This is a genomic window from Spirillospora sp. NPDC029432, from assembly GCF_040703975.1.
Taxonomy (GTDB): Bacteria; Actinomycetota; Actinomycetes; order Streptosporangiales; family Streptosporangiaceae; genus Spirillospora.
In genome coordinates this window covers 6,283-24,176 of the sequence record NZ_JBEZWH010000074.1, presented here as the reverse complement: position 1 = coordinate 24,176, position 17,894 = coordinate 6,283, and the positions used below count along the sequence as shown (strand labels likewise).

The following is a 17,894-nucleotide window of genomic DNA, read 5'->3' as shown; positions in this document are numbered from 1 at the left end:
TCTCCATGCCGACCGTCGGAAACTAGGGACTTTGGTCCCCCGGCCGCAAGATCCCCCGGGGCGGACGGCCCCGCCCGTCAGGTCGAGGCGGCCCAGCCGAGCGGGTTGGAGAACGACTCGCGGGAGATCCCCGACCCGGTGCTCGGGAAGCCCCCGAACCGCTCGTCGTACAGGTGCGCGAAGAGGTAGCACATCCGCTCGCACCAGGCGTCCGGCACCGCGACGCGCGCGTCGCGGGCGACCGCGGTGTAGAACTCGCGGCCGAGCGCCACGACGAAGCCGCGCGCGTACAGGAAGCCGTCGTCGGAGCCGTCGGTCACCGCGTGCAGCTCGGCGCTGTCGATGTCGTACAGCTTGCGCTCGGCGATCCGGTCGAACTCGGCCAGCTCCTCGGCGGGCAGCTCCCGGCCCGCGGCGGTCAGATTGTCCAGGAAGCCCTTCAGTGCGCCCTCCACGACGGACAGGGGCGGCTCGCCGTACAGAACCTCGTCACTCTCGGGGTCCCGCCGCGCGAGCTCCCGCCGCGCCCGCCCGACCTCGTCGCCCAGCGGCGCCCACGCCGCCTCCAGCAGCGCCCAGAAGCGCTCCTCGCCGTCCAGTCGCTGATCGTTCACGTCCGCCGCTCCCTCTCCCGCAGGTCCCGCTCTCCAGTGCCGAACACCAAAGCAGAGGGCACCGACAGTCCGGGCCGGTCCGGGCGCGGCGGACACCCCCGGTTCAGACGGTATTTGCCATATGGCAATCTTAGGCGGCGGGGAAACGGGCTCCGGAGCGAGCGGCCTCGAACACGTAGCGTCAGTTGCTCCGGGCCAAGTATTCTTCCCCGCTGGACGCCGTGGGCGACGAGTAGATGGGTGGCGACTTGGTCTTTTCCGGGACGGCCGGGGGACCGACCTCACCCGTGGGCGAGGCGGCGGAGCCGCCGGCGGTCGCGGGCGACGGAGCGGCGTCGATCGAGCTGCTCCTGGTGGAGGACGACGCGGGCGACGCGCTCCTGGTAGAGGAACTGCTGATCGACGGGAACGTGCCCAACCGGCTCACATGGGTGCGCTCGCTGGAGGAGGCGCGCGCGGAACTGGCCGGCGGCGGGCGCTCCCGCTGCGTCCTCCTCGACCTGCACCTGCCCGACGCGCAGGGGCTGGACGCGCTCAGGGTCGTGCTGGCCGAGGCGCCGGAGGCCGCGGTGATCGTCCTGACCGGGCTCGCCGAGGCCGAGGCCGGACTCGCGGCGGTCACGGCGGGCGCGCAGGACTACCTGGTCAAGGGGCAGCTGGAGCCGGAGTGGCTCGGCCGGGCGATCCGCTACGCCGTCCAGCGCAAGCAGACCGAGACCGCCGGGGCCGCGCTGCAGGCGGGCCGGCTGCGGGCGGAGGAGAACGCCCGGCTGGAACGGGGGCTGCTGCCGAGCCCGCTGCTGTCGTCCGACGAGGTCTCGGTGGTCGCCCGCTACCGGCCCGGCCGCGCGGCCTCGCTGCTCGGCGGCGACTTCTACGACGTGGTCGAGACGGCCGACGGCGTGCACGCGGTGATCGGGGACGTGGCGGGCCACGGCGCGGTCGAGGCGGCGCTGGGCGTCTGCCTCCGGGTGGCCTGGCGCTCCTTCGTGCTGGCCGGGGCGCGCGGGCCGCGGCTGCTCGCGCTGCTGGAGCAGCTGCTTATGGCCGAACGGGACGACGAGGAGACCTTCGTCACGCTGACCAGCCTGACGCTCACGCCCGACCGGCGGACCGCGAAGGTGCTGCGGGCGGGGCATCCGGCCATGATCGTGCGCGGGCCCGGCGGCGCCGCGCGGCTCGTCGAGACCAAGGGCGGGATGGCGCTGGGCCTCCTGCCCGGCATGGACGACTGGCGGGAGGACGACCTCCCGCTGGCGCCGGGAACCGAACTGGTGCTGTTCACCGACGGGCTGTTCGAGGGCGAGACCGGGCCCGGGGGCCGGCGGCTCGACCTGGACGGCCTGCTGCGGCTGGCGGAGCGCGGCAAGGGCCTGGACGCCGCGCCCTTCGTGGACTTTCTGATCACCGAGGCCGAGGAGGCGTCGGCCGGATACGGCGGGCTCGGCGACGACGTCGCCGTGATCGGCCTCGGATGGAAGGGATGATGACGGCGACGCGGACGAAGCGCGGCGGCGGCCTCACGGTGCAGCAGTGGCTGATGCTGGTGATCGGCCTGGTGGGCCTGCTGGTGGTGGCCTCGGGTGCCGTGGGGTACACGCTGCTGAACCGCACGAGCGCGGCCGTCGACCGGGTGGTGAACGGGCTCTCGCCCGCCCGCACCGAGGCGTACCGGCTCCAGGCCGCGCTGGTCGACCAGGAGACCGGCGTGCGCGGCTTCGTGCTCGCCGGTGACGAGACCTTCCTGGACCCCTACGAGCGCGGGGTCCGGGCCGAGCGGGAGGCCGCGACCCGGCTGGCCCGGCTGGTGCGGGACGAGCCGGAGGCCGCCGCGGACCTGACCCGCCTCACCGGCCTGGCCGCCGCCTGGCGCGCCGCCTACGCCCAGCCGGTGATCGAGCGGGTGCGCGAGCGCGGCCCGGAGGCGGTCGAGGGCGCCGAGGTGCGCGACGGCAAGGCGCGCTTCGACCACGTCCGCGCCGCGTGGACCGAGGGGGGGCGCGAACTGGACCGCATGGTCGCGCAGGGCCGGGCCGAGGTCGAGCACGACCAGAAGGTCCGCGACGCCGCGTTCGCCGCGATGCTGGCGGCGATGCTGCTCGCCGCGGTGCTCGTGGCGATCGTCCTGCACATCGCCGTGGGCCGCCCGCTCGCGGCGCTGAGCCGCTCCTCCCGCCAGGTGGCCGACGGCGACTTCGAGCACGTCATCACCCCCCGCGGACCGGCCGACCTGCGCGCCGTGGCCGCCGACGTGGAGGCGATGAGGCACCGCGTCGTCCGCGAGCTCGCACGGTCCACCGAGCGCGCCGGGGAGCTGGAACGGCGGACCGCCGAGCTGGACTCCCAGACCGAGGAGCTGCGCCGTTCCAACTCGGAGCTGGACGCGCAGACCGAGGAGCTGCGCCGCTCCAACTCCGAGCTGGAGCAGTTCGCCTACGTGGCCAGCCACGACCTGCAGGAGCCGCTGCGGAAGGTGGCCTCGTTCTGCCAGCTCCTCCAGCGCCGCTACCAGGACAAGCTCGACGAGCGCGGTAACCAGTACATCGACTTCGCCGTGGACGGCGCCAAGCGCATGCAGGTGCTGATCAACGACCTGCTGACGTTCTCCCGGGTCGGCCGCCTCTACGACGAGCGCCGCCCGCTCGACCTCGCGGAGCCGCTGGACAAGGCGCTGGCGAACCTCCAGGGGACGATCGAGGAGGCCGGCGCGCGGGTCGAGCGTCCCGAGCGGCTGCCCGTGATCGACGGGGACATGAGCCTGCTCACCATGCTGTGGCAGAACCTGGTCGGCAACGCCGTGAAGTTCCGCGCGCCCGACCGCGCCCCCGTCGTGCGGATCGGCTGCGAGGAGACCGCCGAGGGCTGGGAGCTGTCGGTCACCGACAACGGGATCGGGGTGCCGCCCGAGTTCGCCGACAAGATCTTCGTCATCTTCCAGCGCCTGCACAACCGCGAGGCCTACACCGGCACCGGCATCGGGCTGGCACTCTGCAAGAAGATCGTTGAGAACTACGGCGGGCGGATCTGGCTGGACACCGGCGACCGGGACGAGGGCACGGGCATCCGCTTCTTCCTGCCCCGCGCCGTGGCCGCCGAGCCCGAGACGCCCGCCGGCGCCGATGTCCCCGAGGGAGCCGAGAAATGACCGATCCCGCCCGTCCCATCGAGGTGCTCCTGGTCGAGGACGACCCCGGTGACGAGCTGATGACGCGCGAGGCGTTCGAGGAGAACAAGGTCGGCAACGTCCTGCACGTGGTCCGCGACGGCCTGGAGGCGCTCGACTTCCTCTACCGCCGCGGCGACCATGCCGGCGCGTCCCGTCCCGACCTGATCCTGCTGGACCTCAACCTCCCCAAATACGACGGCCGCCAGGTCCTGGAGGAGATCAAGAACGACGAGGAGCTGGCCTCCATCCCGGTCGTCGTGCTGACCACGTCCTCCGCGGAGGAGGACATCCTGCGCAGCTACCGGCTGCACGCCAACGCCTACGTCACCAAGCCGGTCGACTTCGAGCAGTTCATCGCCGCGATCCGCCAGATCGACGACTTCTTCGTCACGGTCGTGCGCCTGCCGTCCCGCCCCTGACCCGCCGGACGGCTACATCACGGCGCCGGGCTCGGTGAGCAGGGCGGCGCGGCCCGTTCCGCGGGCCTCGGCCAGTGCCGTGAGACGGGTGAACAGCCGAGGACTCATCGTCTTCTCCCACTCCGGCAGCGGCTGGACGAGCCAGCCGGAGTGCTCGGCGGGGTCGAGGACGATCCGATCGAGTTCCTCGGCGCCGAGCACGCCGCCGTCGAAGACGAACCCCACCTTGGCGCACGGCCACCCCGAGCCGGGCCCCAGGAAGTGCGTCAGCAGCAGCGAGGGGGACCCGGTGAACGCGATCCCCGTCTCCTCCCGGCACTCCCGTACCGCCGCCGCGAACGGTGTCGCGTCACCATGGTCGACGTTGCCGCCCGGAAGCTGCCATGCCTCGGCCTTCTGAGCCGACCGCAACGCCAGCGGGTCACCGTTCCGGTCGGTGAAGTACAGCGCCGCGTACATGGTCGCGCTCGGCAGGGTCCGCACGTACTCCTCGACCGGAAGCCAGCTCAACGATCCCCCCACAAAGATCCCCCCACAAAGGACGGCAGCGACGTCCCGCAGCTTTGCGCACCTCGAAGAGATGGTCCAGAGGTTCGCCGGCGAGATGTCCGCTCCCTCCAGGGGAGGAGGCCCGTACCGGCGGCTGGGCGCCTGCCGGAGGGCCCCGCGGTTCGTTCAGTGTGCGGCGGGCGGTCGCATCCCGTCGAAGAGGATGGTCAGCGCGCGATGGCGGAAGTGCTCGCTCCACTCGTCGGTCATCGCTTCCTGGCAGATCGCGGAGAGCAGCGCCACCAGCTCGTCGGGGCGCAGGTCGTCGCGGACGGCGCCCGCCCGCCGGGCGCGTTCCAGCAGCAGGTCGACGGCCGGCCGGAGGCGCGCCAGGGCGTCGCCGACGTGGACGCGGGTGCCGGTCTCGGCCAGGCGCTCGAACAGCGCCCTGTTGCGGGTGCTGATCGCCATGACGCGGGCGCAGAGGTCGAAGAGCGCGGTCCCGGCCTCCGGGTCGTCGACGAGCGCGTCGACTTCGGAGATGAGCCGGTCCAGCAGGTTCATCACCACGGCCTGGAGGAGTTCGGGCTTGGTCGGGAAGTGCCGGAACACGGTGCCGATCGCGACGCCGGCCCGCTCGGCCACCGCCCCGGTCGAGGCCGACGCGCCCTGCTCGGCGAACACGGCCTCGGCCGCCTCCAGGATGCGCACCCGGTTGCGGCGGGCGTCGGCGCGCACCGCCCGTCCACCGTCTCGGTCCATCGGCTCCCTCTCGTCGACAAAGTGAGTGCGACTCATTATGTTGGATCCTGAGTCCTACTCATCTTAGTTCCGGAGGTACGGCCATGACCCCATCGACGACCGGCGCGGCGGGCCCGCTCGCGATCTACCGGCGCATGCAGGAGGCGGTTCTGAACGGGGAGGGCGCCGGTGCGACGCTGCTGCCGGCCGACTTGCTGGCGGAGGACTGCGTGGTCGAGACGCCGTTCGCCCCGGGCACGCGGCGCTACGAGGGCCGTGAGGAGTGGCTGTCGTATTACGGGACCGGTGGCGCGGGACTGCTGGTGAGCTTCGAGCGGTTCCGCGAGCTGGCCACCTACCGCACCGACGACCCTGAGGCCATCGTCGTCGAGTACGAGCTGTCCGGAACGGTCATCGCCACCGGCGTGCGGTCATCGGTGACCTGCATCGCCGTGCTGCGGGTCCGCGACGGCCTGATCGTGCACTGGCGCGAATACCAGGACATCCCCGCGATCACCGAGGCCCTGACTCGCCAGGCCGTCTGATCCGGGCGGCCGGCCGTTCCGGCCGCGTCGCGGCGGGGGCGGAGGGGTCGGCCAATCGGGGGCAAAGGATGGTGGTTTGGAGGTATCAGGGGCTAATCAGGGGGAACGCGGCGTAGGAAGGGCATACGCCGTAGGGGGTGAGGTGGATGCCGGGTTCGGGCAGCCACGCGCACGAGGACGAGCGGTCCGAGGGGGAGCGGTGAGCGACGCCGACGCGGTACGGGAGTCCGCGCTCCCGCTCGAGTACCTGGAGGACCTCGATCCGCTGATGGAGCGGATCGGGGACGCGCGCTGCGTCCTCCTGGGCGAGGCGAGTCACGGGACGCACGAGTACTACGCGTGGCGGGCGGCGCTGACGAAGAGGCTGATCACCGAGCGCGGGTTCTCGTTCGTCGCGGTGGAGGGCGACTGGCCCGACTGCTGGGCCGTGAACGCCAGCGTGACCAGGGCCGAGGGCGCCCCGGCGGATCCGGGGGCGGTGCTGGACGGCTACCGCCGCTGGCCCACCTGGATGTGGGCCAACCAGGAGACGGTGAACTTCTGCCGCTGGCTGCGCGACCACAACGACGGCCCGGAGGTCGGCTTCTACGGGCTGGACGTCTACTCGCTCTGGGACTCGCTGCGCGCGATCATCACCCACCTGGCCGACCACCGGCCCGAGTACGTGGAGACCGCGCTGGACGCCTACCGCTGCTTCCAGCCCTACGGCGAGGACCCGCGGTCGTACGCCTGGAACCGGCTGGTCCCCGGCGGCTGCGAGGAGGAGGTGCTGGCCCTGCTCACCCGGCTGCGGCGCACGGGCGGCGCCGACCCGGCCGGGGACCTGAACGCCCGGCAGAACGCCGAGGTGGCCGCGGGCGCCGAACGGTACTACCGGGCCATGCTCGGCGGCGGCCCGGACGCGTGGAACCTCCGGGACACGCACATGGCCGACACCCTGGACCGGCTGCTGGACTTCCACGGGCCCGGCGCGCGGGGGGTGGTCTGGGCCCACAACACCCATATCGGCGACGCGCGCGCGACGAGCATGGCGGCGAGCGGGATGGTCAACCTCGGGCAGCTGGCGCGGGAGCGGATGGGCCGCGACCGGGTCGTCGCGGTCGGCTTCGCCGGCGGGCACGGCGAGGTGATCGCGGCGCCGCGCTGGGGCGACCCGATGGAGCGGATGACGGTGCCGGGACCGCCGCCGGACTCGGCCGAGGCGATGCTGGAGGCGTCCGGCGTGGACAGCGGCCTGTTCGTCTTCGCCGACCGGCCGGCGGCGGACTGGTTCGGCGGGACGCGGGGCCACCGCGCCATCGGCGTCGTGTACGACCCGACGCGCGACCGCCGCAACTACGTGCCGACCAGGCTCGCCGACCGGTACGACGCCCTGTGCTGGTTCCGCCGCACCTCCGCCCTGGAGCCGCTGCACATGGAGGCGGCCGTCCGGTACGACGAGATGGAGACCGTCCCGTCCGGAGTTTGAACACTCCTGTCAAGGCGCGATACGGCGTCCTTAATGGCGCAATCCGGCCAACTGCCTTGAAGGTTCAACCAACGGTGGCACACTTCCGGCCATGGCGCCCGGTGACAGCGCGGCCGGGGAAGCCGGCGCGGACGATGAGGGAGGCCTCGTGGCCGTCGAGGACCGGGTCCCGGGCTCGACGGTGCGGCGGCTGGTGCTCGGCGGCGAGCTGCGGCGGCTGCGGGAGGCCGCCGGGGTGAGCCGGCAGGAGGCCGGGTACGCGATCCGCGCCTCCGAGTCCAAGATCAGCCGGCTGGAGCTGGGCCGCGTCGGGTTCAAGGAGCGCGACGTGGCCGATCTCCTCACGCTGTACGGCGTCCAGGCCGGCACGCCGCGGGAGACGCTGCTGCGCTGGGCGCGGGAGAGCAACGTCCCCGGCTGGTGGCACCGGCACAACGACCTGCTGCCGCACTGGTTCCAGACGTACCTGGGGCTGGAGGAGGCGGCGTCGCTCATCCGGACGTACGAGATCCAGTTCGTGCCCGGGATCGTGCAGACGCCCGAGTACGCGCGCGCCGTGTTCCGGCTGGGCCATCCGGACGCGCCGGACGCGGAGATCGAGCGCCGGGTAGAGCTGCGGATGCGGCGGCAGCGGCGGCTGTGGGGGCCGCGGGCGCTGCGGCTGTGGACGGTCATCGACGAGGCGGCGCTGCGCCGGCCCCTCGGCGGGGTCGAGGTGATGCGGGAGCAGCTGGAGTACCTGCTCGCCCTGTCCCGGCTGCCGAACGTGACCGTCCAGGTGATGCCGTTCCGGTTCGGCGCGCACGCGGCGGAGGGCGGGGCGTTCAGCATCCTGCGGTTCCCCGATCCGGGGGTGCCCGACGTGGCGTACCTGGAGAACCTCGTCGGCGCGGTCTACCTGGAGAAGATCGACGATCTTGACCGGCATCTGCGAGTGATGGAGCGGCTGTCGCTCACCAGCGAGTCGCCGGACCGGTCCCGCGACCTGCTGATCGACATGCTGGGCCCGGCGGGGCCGGAGCGGGCCGGGGTGCGGGTTAGGAGCCGCCACCTGCCGGTCGCCGAACGGGCGCGCGGCGGCGGCGACGCGCGGGCGGTCGTGGACACGCCGTTCGGGATCCGGATCCTCATGGCCGACGCCCTGGGGAAGGGGCCGGACGCGGAGCGGGCGACCGCGGACGTGGTGGCGGCGTTCCGGGACGTCGCCGCGCACGAGCCGACGCTCCCCGGCATCGCCGAGCGGCTGGACGGGGTGCTGTCGCATCCCGAAAGGGCCGGCCACCCCGTCACGGCGCTGCTGGCCTCGGTCGGCGAGGACGGCCGGCTGGAGCTGGTGTGCTGCGGCCATCCGGCACCGCTGCTGCTGAGCGACGGGCGGGTGCGGCCGGTGGCGCCGCTGCCGGTCGTCCCGCCGCTCGGCCTGCTGGACCTCGGGGACGGCTCGTGCGAGGCGGCGGAGGTCCGGCTCGCCCCCGGCGACCGGCTCCTGATCTGCTCGAACGGCCTGACCGGCGCGCGCGACGCCGGCGGCGGAACGTTCCCGCTCGCCGACCGGGTGGCGGAGCGCCTGCGCGACGATCCGGACATGCTGCTGGACGGCCTGCTGGCGGATCTCCTGCTGCACGTGTCGGGGCGGCCGGACGACGAGGCCGGCGCGCTCGTCGTGCGCTTCGGCACCCCGCCCCCGGCCGCCGGCCGCTCCCGCCGAGCCGGGACAAAGCGGGCATGACCGTACGTACGGCCCGGCAGGCCGGGAACCCGGGGGCCGGGAAGGCCGCCTTCGCCGGGCCGCCCGTCAGCGGGTGAGCAGGTGGTGGCGCAGGCGGGCCTGGGTACGCGGGTCGACGCCCAGGCCGTACCGCAGGTAGCGGTCGAGCGAGCCGTACGAGCGCCGGACCTGGTCGAGGGACGCCGCGAGGTAGTCGGCCCGCACCTCCTGCATCGGGATGAGCAGGTCGGGGTTCCGCATGTAGCCGGCGGCCCGCAGCCGCTCGCGGGCGGCGGCGTCGGCCGCGCGGCGGTAGTCGTTGGACAGCAGGAAGTCGCGCTGGGCGGTGCGGTGCGGGACGCCGAGGGCCTCCAGGAGGACGTAGCTCAGCCAGCCGGTGCGGTCCTTGCCGCTGGTGCAGTGGAACACCAGCGGGGTCGCCGAACGGTCCGCCAGGTCGCGGAGCGTGCGGCCGAACATCGCGCGCGACTCGGGGTCGGTGACGAAGCTCCGGTAGAGCCCCCGCATGATCTCCTCACCGCGCCCGCCGCCGAGGACGGCCTCCTGCCGGGCCGGGTCCTTGGACGCGATGGCGCCCATCAGTTCCTCGAACATGCCGGTGTCGCTGACCGGCCGGGCCGTGGACTCCAGCCCGGCGGGCAGCCGGTCGGCGCCGTCGGTGCTGACCTCCAGCGGCGTGCGGAAGTCGACGACCCGCCGGACGCCGAGGCCGGCGAGCGTCTCCAGGTCGGCGTCGGTGGCGTGGTTGAGCGCGTCGGCACGGTAGACGAGCCCGTTCTCGACGCGGAAGCCGTGGAACGTCCGGTACCCGCCCAGGTCGCGGAAGTTGGCCGTGCCCTGGAGCAGGTCGGCCGGGGCCTGGACCTGCCGGGCGGCGGCCGGCGCGGGCGGCGCGGCGTGCGCCGCGGGGGCGGTGACCAGCGCGGCGGTCAGCGCGGCGGCGGTGAGGGTGGGCAGCAGGCGCATTCGGGCTCCTGAAGGGGGGGTGGGTGGAGTGCCCGAAATGTAAGGGGGCTCACATCCGTGCCACAGCGGGCCATCCCGGTGAGCGGGAGGGCGACGGCCCCGCCCTCCGGCGACGTCAGAGCAGGCCGCGCTCGCGCACCAGCTTGGGCGTCCAGATCACCTTGCCGAGGAGCGCGTCCGCGTCGGGCGAGGACGCGAGCCAGACGACCGCCGCCGCGGGCGCCTCCTCCGGGGTCGGCTCGAAGCCCCTTCCCGCGATCGCGCCGGTGCCGCCGCGCGCGGCGCCCGCCTCGGTGATCACGAAGCCGGGATCGAGGTTGAACGCGCGGACGCCGCGGCCGCGGAACTCGGCGTTGACGGCGCCGGCGAGGCGGCCGAAGGCGGCCTTGGACGCGGAGTAGGCGACGCCCCAGCCGCCCTCGCCGGGCGGCGCGGGCGGGTCGGTGGTCGCCGAGCCGGAGCACAGGTTGACGATCGTGCCGCCGCCCCGTTCCAGCATCCCCGGGAGCACGGCCTGGAGCAGCGCGATCTGGTGCAGGTAGTTGCCGGTGACGGTGCGGGCCGCCACGTCCAGGTCGAGGTCGAGGAGGCGGTCGTGGTTGCCGGCGACGTGCGCCACGGCGTTGTTGACCAGCAGGTCGATACGGCCCCATTCGCGTTCCACGGTCCCGGCCGCCGCCGTCACGCTCGCCCGGTCGAGCAGGTCCATCCGCACCGGCAGCGCCCGCGCGCCGAGCGCCTCGATCTCGGCCCGGGTCGTGCTGAGGCTGCCGGGGACCGCGACCGACCCGGCGCCGTGCCGGGCGGGGATGCGGCCCTCGCCCTCCTCGGCGGTACGGGCGGTGAACGCGACGTCGTAGCCCGCGCCGGCCAGGGCCAGCGCCGTACGCCGGCCGATCCCGCGGCTGGCGCCGGTCACCAGGGCCACCGGAGTGGATGTCATCGGACCTCGTCTCTGTCTCGGCTGCCTCGATGACACCGCCGCGCGGCCCGTTCCGGTCGGCCCCTCCCGATGAGTGGGACGGCCCGGAGCCGCTGGTCAGAACACGTTCTACTTTCGCGTCCATGACGCTGAACCTCGCGAGCCTCTACGAGGCCGTGGCCGCCGCCGTGCCCGACCGCACGGCCCTGGTCTGCGGTGACGACCGGCTGACCTACGCGCGGCTGGACGGGCGCGCCAACGCGCTGGCGCACCGGCTGCGGGCGGGCGGCGTCGAGCCCGGCGCGCACGTCGGGCTGCACATGATGAACGGGGTCGAGTTCGTCGAGGCGCTGCTGGCCGTGCTGAAGATCCGCGCGGTCCCGGTGAACATCAACTACCGCTACACCGACCGGGAGCTGCACTACCTCTACACCGACGCGAACCTGGTGGCGCTGGTCGTCGACGCGGAGTTCGCCCCGGCGGCGGCGCGGGTCGCGGACCGCTGCCCCGAGCTGGAACACGTTACGGTCGTACGCGGCGGAGACGGGGCGGGCGGTGCGGGCGGGGCGGCGTCCTGGCCGGACCGCGTCGCCGTCACCGGCCACGAACCCGGCACCGAGGCGCTCCCGCCCGACGCCGGCGAGCGGAGCCCCGACGACCGCTACATCATCTACACCGGCGGGACCACCGGCCCGCCCAAGGGCGTCATCTGGCGGCACGAGGACTTCTACATGGCCGCCCTGCGCGGCGGGAACCACTTCGGCGACCCGCACCTGACCGCCGGTGCGCTGGCCGCCGCCGCGCGGGAGGCCCCGCCGATCGGCTACCTGATCACCGCGCCGCTGATGCACGGCGCGGCCGCGTACAACCTGCTGACGGCGCTGTTCACCGGGGCGAGCACGATCCTGATGCGCCGGTACGACCCGGTCGAGACCCTCCGCCTCCTCGACCGCGAGAAGCCCCTGGTGGTGACCGTCGTCGGCGACGCCATCGCGCGCCCGCTGGCCGACGCCGTCCGCGCGCACGGATCCGAGTACGACCTGAGCTCGTGGACGGTGCTCGGCTCGGGCGGGGCCATCCTGTCGCGCAGCGTGCAGGAGGAGTTCGCCGAGCTGCGGCCGGGGATCTTCATCAACAACGGGTTCGGCGCCTCGGAGTCGGGCGTCGACGGGACGATCACCGTCGGCTCGGACGGCCTGATGCGGCTGGCCGCCGGCCCGCGCGTCACCGTGGTGGACGCCGCGATGCGGCCGATCGCGCCCGGCTCGGACGAGACCGGGTACGTGGCGCGCACCGGCCACGTCCCCCTCGGCTACCACAACGACCCGGAGAAGACCGCCCGCACGTTCCCCGTCATCGACGGCACGCGCTGGTCGATCCTCGGCGACATGGCGCGGATCGAGGCGGACGGCACGATCGTCGTCCTGGGCCGCGGCTCGGGGTGCATCAACACCGGCGGCGAGAAGGTGTTCCCCGAGGAAGTCGAGCAGGCACTCAAGTCGCACCCGGCCGTGATGGACGCGCTGGTCGCGGGCGTCCCCGACGAGCGGTTCGGCGAGCGCGTCGCCGCCGTCGTGGAACTGCGCCCCGGCGCCGTCCCGCCGCCCTCGGCCGACGACCTGCGCGCGCACTGCCGCGAGCAGCTGGCCGGCTACAAGATCCCGGCGGCGATCGCGTTCACCGAGTCCGTCGTGCGCTCGCCCAGCGGCAAGGCCGACTACCGCTGGGCCAAGCGCGTCCTGGCCCCAGAGGCGTAACGGGCAGGAAGACCCCCGCCACACTCGCCGAACTCGCGAGCCGTCGCCGCCGTTCGGACGCTCCTCGCGTTCCTTGCCGGTGGCCCGGCCGCTCGGGTGGATTCCAGCGCCCGGGACGGGGAAGGGCGCGGCTATGACCGAGACACGGGGGGCCGTTCAGCGGACCGGGTACGACCGGGTGGCCGTCATCACCGGGGCGGACTCCGGCATCGGGCGGGCGACCGCCGCGCTGCTGGCCGAGCAGGGGTTCGACGTCGGGATCACCTACCACCGGGACGAGGAGGGCGCCGGGCGGACCGCGGAGGAGGTGCGCGGGCACGGCCGGCGGGCCGCCGTCCGCCGGCACGACCTGACCGATCCGGAGGCCGCCGCGGGAGTGGTGGACGAGCTGGCCGAGGAACTGGGCGGGCTCGGGGTGATGGTCAACAACGCCGGCACCGGCAGCGCCCGGCCGCTGGTCGACATGGACTACCGCGAGTGGCGGACGGTGCTGGCCGTCGACCTGGACGGGGCGTTCCTGTGCGCGCAGCGGGCCGCCCGGCGGATGATCGGCCGGGCGGCGGGCGGCCGCATCGTGAACGTGACCAGCGTCCACGAGGAGTACCCGCTGCTGGGCGCCGGGCCCTACTGCGCGGCCAAGGGCGGCCTGCGGATGCTGTCGCGGGTGCTGGCGCTGGAGCTGTCCCGGTACGGGATCACCGTCAACACGGTCGCGCCGGGGGAGATCGCGACGCCGATGACCGGGCAGGACGACGAGCCGCCGGAGCCGGACAGCCGCCCCGGCTACCCGCTGGCACGGCCCGGCGACGCCCGCGAGGTGGCGGCGTCGATCGCGTTCCTGTGCGGGGCGGGCGCGTCGTACATCACCGGCACGACGCTGTTCGTGGACGGCGGGCTGACGTTCATGGGACCGCAGGCGGCCGAGTCCCTGGGCACCGCCGAATGGCGTGAGCAGGAGTGATATCGCCACTCATATGAAACGACGACCCATATCAATATTGGACGCGAGGTGCGGGCGTCTGGTCTGCTCTGCCGTGAAGATCACGCGAAGAGAGGATCGAGATGCGCGACGTTCACGGGGACCGGCCGCTCGGCGACCGGCGGCAGGGCCGGCTCGCGAGGGCGGGACTCGCGGCCCTGGCGGCGGCCACGCTGTTCGGCGGGGCGGCCGCCTGCGGGGCGGGGGCCGAGGCGCCCGCCGCGCAGGTGGCGGCGCCCCAGAGCACGGCGCCCGTCCGCCAGGACCAGGTCCAGCAGGAGCTGCGGCGGCTGGAGGCGTCCTACAAGGGGCGCATCGGCATGTACGCGGTCGACACCGGCACGGGGGCGAAGGTCTCGTACCGCGGCCACGAGCGGTTCCCGCTGCTGTCGACGTTCAAGGCCATCGCGTGCGGCGCGGTCCTGGACAAGGCCCGCCGCACCGACCCCGGCCTGATGGAACGGCGCGTGCACTGGAAGGCCGCCGAGGAGGTCCGGCACTCGCCGATCAGTGGGGGGCGCGGCGAGGCTGGGATGACCGTCACGGAGCTGTGCGACGCCACCATCCGCTACAGCGACAACACCGCCGGGAACATGGTGCTGAAGCAGATCGGCGGCCCGGCCGGGCTCACCCGCTACTTCCGCTCGCTCGGCGACCGCCACTCCCGGCTCGACCGGTGGGAGACCGACCTGAACATCTGGAAGCCGGGCGAGCGGCGCGACACCACGCTGCCGGCGGCGATCGGCTCCGACCTGCGGCGGCTGACCGCCGGCGACGCCCTGGTGAAGCAGGACCGGGAGCGGCTGAACGGATGGCTGAAGGGCAACACCACCGGTGACGAGCGGATCCGGGCGGGCCTGCCGGAGGGCTGGACGGTCGGCGACAAGACCGGGACCGCCGACACCGCCCAGGGCGGTGCCAACGACATCGCGATCGCCTGGCCGCCGTCCGGCGGCGCGCCCATCGTCATCGCCGTCTACACGCACCGGAACGAGTCCGGTATCGCCCCCGAGGACGAGGTCGTCGCCCGCACCGCGACCATCGCGGCGCGCGGCCTGGGCAAGATCTCCTAGTCAGCCGAACGAGCCGTGGCGGCCCGCTCCGGAGGCGAAGCGGGCCGCGCCGGCGAGCGCGTCCACGGCCAGCGAGACCTGCCCGTGCCGGAACTCGTTGGCCAGCGCGTCGGGCTCGTCCAGGCCCTCCTGCTCCAGCACCGAGGCGCGGTCGCGGACCAGGCAGGTGCGCGGGAACGCGGCGATCGAGGCCGCCAGCTCGCGCGCCGCCTCCAGGGCCTCGCCGGCCGGCACGAGCCGGTTGGCGAGGCCGATCTCGTACGCCTCGGCGGCGTCCACGGGGCGGCCGGTGAGGATCATGTCCATGGCGCGGCTCCGGCCGATCAGCCGGGGGAGCCGTACGGTCCCGCCGTCGATCAGCGGAACGCCCCAGCGGCGGCAGAACACGCCGAAGACCGCGGTCTCGTCGGCCACCCGCAGGTCGGCCCAGATCGCCAGCTCCAGGCCGCCCGCCACCGCGTGGCCGCTGATCGCGGCGATCACGGGCTTGGACAGCCGCATCCGGGTCGGCCCCATCGGCCCGTCGCCGTCGGGGTCGGCGCGGTTGCCGCCGGCGGTGCCGATCGCGTGCAGGTCGGCGCCCGCGCAGAAGGTGCCGCCCGTCCCGTACAGCACCGCGACCCCGGCGTCCGGATCGGCGTCGAACGCCCGGAACGCCGCGGCCAGCGCCGCCGCCGTCGGGCCGTCGACCGCGTTGCGGCGCTCCGGCCGGTCGATGCCGATCAGCGTGATCGGTCCGTCCTGGCTGGTGACGACGGTCATCGCGGCACCGTCCTCCTAGAAACAGTCCGTCTGGACGGTTCAGCTGGTCGCTACCATCGTGGGGTGCCGGAACGCCCGCGTCAACAGCGCTGGGAGCGGACCCGGGCGGCGCTGCTGGAGGCCGCGGTGGCCGCCCTGGTGGAGGACGGCTACGCCGAGACCACGCTCCAGGGCGTCCAGGACCGAGCCGGGGTGTCGCGCGGCGCGCTGCTGCACCACTTCGCGTCCAAGGCGGAGCTGCTGGTCGCCGCGGTCCACCACATCGCCGAGCGGCAGGTCGCCGAGGTCCGGGCGCGGGCCGGCGGGCTGCCGGCGGGGGAGGAGCGCACGGAGGCGGCGCTGCGCCTGTTCCACGAGGTCATGTCGGGCCCGCTGTTCCTGGCCGGGCTGGAGCTGTGGCTGGCCGCGCGTACCGACGCCGCCCTGCGTACCGCCCTGGTCCCGGCCGAGCGGGAGATCGGGCGGGCGCTGCACGAGGTGCTGGCCGAGGCGTTCCCCGGCCCGGCCGCCGAGGGCCGGCGCGGACGGATCAGGTACGAGTCGCTGCTCGCCCTGCTGCGCGGGCTGGCCCTCACCAGCGTGCTGCGCGCCGACCGCTCGATCGAGGACGAGGTGCTGCGGATGTGGGCCGGGCGGCAGCCCGGAGCGGCGGCGTCCGCCGAGCCCGCCTAGGGGCGGCGTCCCAGCCGGTCGCGGGCCGCGGCCAGGCTGGTCGCGTGGTCGATGTCGCGGGTGACCCCGGCGATGTCGCAGATCTTGCGGACGATGCCGCGCGTCGGCAGCACCACCACCAGCGGGATGTCCGCGGCCGCGGCCCGGGCGCGGGCGCGGAAGATGACGTTGGGCCCGCTGGAGTCGCAGAAGGCGCAGCCGCCGAGGTCGAGGACGATCCCGGTGGCCCCCTCGCGGATCAGCCGCAGCGCCTCGGACAGCACGTCGTCGGCGTTGCTGAGATCGACCTCGGCGGGGAAGACGACCACCCCGGTCCCGGCCTTCTCCGGGACGCGGGCAGCCCGGACGCTCATCGCGGACCACTTCCTTCCCGGGCCCCGCGGCCCCGTCGCCGTCGCTCGTGACTTGGACCTTAAACCCCGAACCTGAGCAAAAGCTGAAAGAAATGGTCAAGTTCCCGGACAGTTCTGGCAGGGATGGACGTACCACCACAGACGGGAGCGGTGTGATGACGAACCGTGAGAGGGTCCCGCGGGGCGCGGCATTCGCCGCCGAACGGTGAGAACGCCCCGTCTCGCGGCATCATGAAGCGGGCCCGGAGCGCATAGAATTCCGGCGCACGGCAAATGCATTCGCCCCACACCGGGACGGTGCCGGGTCATTCCACCCCGAATGGTCACTCGAAGACCCAGGCCATGGAATGGTCGGCGGCGGCCGTCCGGTCGGCGAGTTCGCGCGCCAGCACGCGGCAGATCAGTTCGTCGCCGTCGCGCTCTTCCAGCAGCGTGAGCAGCTCGCCGATCTCCGCGGCGGTCAGCTCGCGCAGCGCCTTGCCCGTCCAGCTCGGGCAGGCCGGGACCTCCATGCGCACTCCCCCCGATGTGCGCCCCCGCGGGGCGTTCCGCGCGCCGGTCCGACCCCCCCGGCGGACCGGCGCGCGGTGCTCAACGTCTGCCGTCGATGCTCCGGTCTCGCAGGTCGGAGACGCCGTGGCCGGGTGCCCCCCGGCCGAGGAGCCATGCGGTGAGCGTCGCGTGGTAGGCGTCGAGCGAGCGGATCAGCGCCCGCCGGTCGGCCGGCTGCATCGGAATAGTGGCGATCTTGTGGCGCAGTTCGTCACGGGCCGCCTCCCATGACTCGCGAAGCCTTCCGGTCGCGTCGCTCATGCCCTTGACGGTAACAGGAGTCGGCCCCGGAAACGAAAAGATCTACCTAGCGGCCACCTTTTTTCCGGGCACTCTCCGACCCTATTAACCGAGCCGCCGTGATCTTCTTTTGTCCCACTCGAATTGGTCGCGTATTCGTCCGCGAGAGGACGGGGGAGTGGTGGTCCATCGGGCTCGGCCGCGCGGCCGATAAGCCGACAATGCGGGCATTAATCGAGAAACGCCTCGTGCGGGATCCGGATGCGGAACCGGGCGGACGGGTGCGTGGGTGGTGGGGGCGTACCGTCCGCCCGGTCCGCGGGCCCCGCGCTCGCCGCGGGGCCGGGGGGGGGGGGGCCGCCCCGCCCGGATCCGCTAGGGCCCCGGGCCACCCCCCCCCGGCGCCCCGCCCAGGGCCGCCCCCGTAACGGGGGGGCCCCCGTTCCC

19 protein-coding genes are annotated in these 17,894 nt (G+C 73.8%); 10 read left to right on the top strand and 9 right to left on the bottom strand.

Annotation, left to right across the window (positions count from 1 at the left end):
• Nucleotides 1-77: 77 nt before the first annotated feature.
• Complete coding sequence (locus AB0881_RS35510) at nt 78-614, bottom strand: DUF4240 domain-containing protein (RefSeq protein WP_366624287.1); 537 nt, start codon at nt 612-614, stop codon at nt 78-80.
• 287 nt (nt 615-901) lie between these two features.
• Between AB0881_RS35510 and AB0881_RS35505 the strand changes: the two genes are divergently transcribed.
• Genes AB0881_RS35505 through AB0881_RS35495 form a run of 3 tightly spaced genes read left to right on the top strand, consistent with a single transcriptional unit; the run spans nt 902 to nt 4,199 of the window.
• On the top strand, nt 902-2,101 hold the full coding sequence (locus AB0881_RS35505; protein WP_366624285.1) for a SpoIIE family protein phosphatase: 1,200 nt from the start codon (nt 902-904) through the stop codon (nt 2,099-2,101).
• On the top strand, nt 2,101-3,759 hold the full coding sequence (locus AB0881_RS35500; RefSeq protein ID WP_366624283.1) for a CHASE3 domain-containing protein: 1,659 nt from the start codon (nt 2,101-2,103) through the stop codon (nt 3,757-3,759). Before AB0881_RS35505 ends, AB0881_RS35500 begins: the two co-directional genes overlap by 1 nt.
• Nucleotides 3,756-4,199 carry a response regulator gene (locus tag AB0881_RS35495; RefSeq protein WP_366624282.1) on the top strand — a complete coding sequence of 148 codons (444 nt, stop codon included), beginning with the start codon at nt 3,756-3,758 and terminating at the stop codon, nt 4,197-4,199. The genes AB0881_RS35500 and AB0881_RS35495 overlap by 4 nt, the downstream gene beginning before the upstream one ends.
• Before the next feature lie 12 nt (nt 4,200-4,211).
• Here the strand turns inward: AB0881_RS35495 and AB0881_RS35490 are convergent, their stop codons facing one another.
• Nucleotides 4,212-4,709, bottom strand: coding sequence for an NUDIX hydrolase (locus AB0881_RS35490; protein WP_366624280.1), 498 nt, complete (start codon nt 4,707-4,709; stop codon nt 4,212-4,214).
• A gap of 165 nt (nt 4,710-4,874) precedes the next feature.
• Nucleotides 4,875-5,450, bottom strand: a complete 576-nt coding sequence (locus AB0881_RS35485) for a helix-turn-helix domain-containing protein (RefSeq protein WP_366624278.1) — start codon at nt 5,448-5,450, stop codon at nt 4,875-4,877.
• 83 nt (nt 5,451-5,533) lie between these two features.
• Between AB0881_RS35485 and AB0881_RS35480 the strand changes: the two genes are divergently transcribed.
• From AB0881_RS35480 to AB0881_RS35470, 3 genes are all read left to right on the top strand, one after another.
• Entirely contained in the window at nt 5,534-5,974 is a 441-nt protein-coding gene (locus AB0881_RS35480; protein WP_366624276.1) for a nuclear transport factor 2 family protein, read from the top strand.
• A gap of 199 nt (nt 5,975-6,173) precedes the next feature.
• The gene (locus tag AB0881_RS35475) at nt 6,174-7,442 is read left to right on the top strand and encodes an erythromycin esterase family protein (protein WP_366624274.1); all 1,269 of its coding nucleotides are present in this window, start codon (nt 6,174-6,176) and stop codon (nt 7,440-7,442) included.
• Between the two features lie 148 nt (nt 7,443-7,590).
• Nucleotides 7,591-9,171, top strand: a complete 1,581-nt coding sequence (locus AB0881_RS35470) for a Scr1 family TA system antitoxin-like transcriptional regulator (protein WP_366624272.1) — start codon at nt 7,591-7,593, stop codon at nt 9,169-9,171.
• Nucleotides 9,172-9,237: 66 nt separating this feature from the next.
• Here the strand turns inward: AB0881_RS35470 and AB0881_RS35465 are convergent, their stop codons facing one another.
• Together AB0881_RS35465 and AB0881_RS35460 are read right to left on the bottom strand one after the other, a co-directional pair.
• Nucleotides 9,238-10,137, bottom strand: a complete 900-nt coding sequence (locus AB0881_RS35465) for a tyrosine-protein phosphatase (protein ID WP_366624270.1) — start codon at nt 10,135-10,137, stop codon at nt 9,238-9,240.
• 115 nt (nt 10,138-10,252) lie between these two features.
• Nucleotides 10,253-11,080 carry an SDR family oxidoreductase gene (locus AB0881_RS35460; protein WP_366624268.1) on the bottom strand — a complete coding sequence of 276 codons (828 nt, stop codon included), beginning with the start codon at nt 11,078-11,080 and terminating at the stop codon, nt 10,253-10,255.
• A 122-nt stretch (nt 11,081-11,202) separates the two neighbouring features.
• On the opposite strand from AB0881_RS35460, the gene AB0881_RS35455 reads away from it, so the two are divergent.
• The 3 genes from AB0881_RS35455 (at nt 11,203) to bla (ending at nt 14,868) form a co-directional block, all read left to right on the top strand.
• Nucleotides 11,203-12,816 carry an acyl-CoA synthetase gene (locus tag AB0881_RS35455; RefSeq protein ID WP_366624267.1) on the top strand — a complete coding sequence of 538 codons (1,614 nt, stop codon included), beginning with the start codon at nt 11,203-11,205 and terminating at the stop codon, nt 12,814-12,816.
• Between the two features lie 133 nt (nt 12,817-12,949).
• Entirely contained in the window at nt 12,950-13,777 is an 828-nt protein-coding gene (locus tag AB0881_RS35450) for an SDR family oxidoreductase (RefSeq protein ID WP_366624265.1), read from the top strand.
• 101 nt (nt 13,778-13,878) lie between these two features.
• Entirely contained in the window at nt 13,879-14,868 is a 990-nt protein-coding gene (bla, locus tag AB0881_RS35445) for a class A beta-lactamase (RefSeq protein WP_366624263.1), read from the top strand.
• Here bla and AB0881_RS35440 read toward each other — a convergent pair whose 3' ends face one another.
• Nucleotides 14,869-15,630, bottom strand: a complete 762-nt coding sequence (locus tag AB0881_RS35440; protein WP_366624261.1) for a crotonase/enoyl-CoA hydratase family protein — start codon at nt 15,628-15,630, stop codon at nt 14,869-14,871.
• A 63-nt stretch (nt 15,631-15,693) separates the two neighbouring features.
• Between AB0881_RS35440 and AB0881_RS35435 the strand changes: the two genes are divergently transcribed.
• Complete coding sequence (locus AB0881_RS35435) at nt 15,694-16,302, top strand: helix-turn-helix domain-containing protein (RefSeq protein WP_366624259.1); 609 nt, start codon at nt 15,694-15,696, stop codon at nt 16,300-16,302.
• On the opposite strand, the gene AB0881_RS35430 is transcribed toward AB0881_RS35435, so the two are convergent.
• From AB0881_RS35430 to AB0881_RS35420, 3 genes are all read right to left on the bottom strand, one after another.
• A complete protein-coding gene (locus AB0881_RS35430) occupies nt 16,299-16,655 on the bottom strand; it encodes an STAS domain-containing protein (RefSeq protein WP_366624257.1) in 357 nt (118 codons plus the stop codon). The two genes, AB0881_RS35435 and AB0881_RS35430, sit on opposite strands and share 4 nt — an antisense overlap.
• Nucleotides 16,656-16,978: 323 nt before the next feature.
• The gene (locus tag AB0881_RS35425) at nt 16,979-17,167 is read right to left on the bottom strand and encodes a hypothetical protein (RefSeq protein ID WP_366624255.1); all 189 of its coding nucleotides are present in this window, start codon (nt 17,165-17,167) and stop codon (nt 16,979-16,981) included.
• A gap of 79 nt (nt 17,168-17,246) precedes the next feature.
• Complete coding sequence (locus AB0881_RS35420; protein WP_366624253.1) at nt 17,247-17,468, bottom strand: hypothetical protein; 222 nt, start codon at nt 17,466-17,468, stop codon at nt 17,247-17,249.
• Between the last annotated feature and the right edge of the window lie 426 nt (nt 17,469-17,894).

Bases quoted from the DNA above. Each gene is read 5' to 3' on its own strand.
- AB0881_RS35480 (WP_366624276.1), top strand. From the start codon at position 5,534: ATGACCCCATCGACGACCGGCGCGGCGGGCCCGCTCGCGATCTACCGG.
- AB0881_RS35455 (WP_366624267.1), top strand. From the start codon at position 11,203: ATGACGCTGAACCTCGCGAGCCTCTACGAGGCCGTGGCCGCCGCCGTG.
- AB0881_RS35430 (WP_366624257.1), bottom strand. From the start codon at position 16,655: ATGAGCGTCCGGGCTGCCCGCGTCCCGGAGAAGGCCGGGACCGGGGTG.
- AB0881_RS35465 (WP_366624270.1), bottom strand. From the start codon at position 10,137: ATGCGCCTGCTGCCCACCCTCACCGCCGCCGCGCTGACCGCCGCGCTG.
- AB0881_RS35495 (WP_366624282.1), top strand. From the start codon at position 3,756: ATGACCGATCCCGCCCGTCCCATCGAGGTGCTCCTGGTCGAGGACGAC.
- AB0881_RS35420 (WP_366624253.1), bottom strand. From the start codon at position 17,468: ATGAGCGACGCGACCGGAAGGCTTCGCGAGTCATGGGAGGCGGCCCGT.
- AB0881_RS35500 (WP_366624283.1), top strand. From the start codon at position 2,101: ATGACGGCGACGCGGACGAAGCGCGGCGGCGGCCTCACGGTGCAGCAG.
- AB0881_RS35440 (WP_366624261.1), bottom strand. From the start codon at position 15,630: ATGACCGTCGTCACCAGCCAGGACGGACCGATCACGCTGATCGGCATC.
- AB0881_RS35450 (WP_366624265.1), top strand. From the start codon at position 12,950: ATGACCGAGACACGGGGGGCCGTTCAGCGGACCGGGTACGACCGGGTG.
- bla (WP_366624263.1), top strand. From the start codon at position 13,879: ATGCGCGACGTTCACGGGGACCGGCCGCTCGGCGACCGGCGGCAGGGC.
- AB0881_RS35425 (WP_366624255.1), bottom strand. From the start codon at position 17,167: ATGGAGGTCCCGGCCTGCCCGAGCTGGACGGGCAAGGCGCTGCGCGAG.
- AB0881_RS35460 (WP_366624268.1), bottom strand. From the start codon at position 11,080: ATGACATCCACTCCGGTGGCCCTGGTGACCGGCGCCAGCCGCGGGATC.
- AB0881_RS35485 (WP_366624278.1), bottom strand. From the start codon at position 5,450: ATGGACCGAGACGGTGGACGGGCGGTGCGCGCCGACGCCCGCCGCAAC.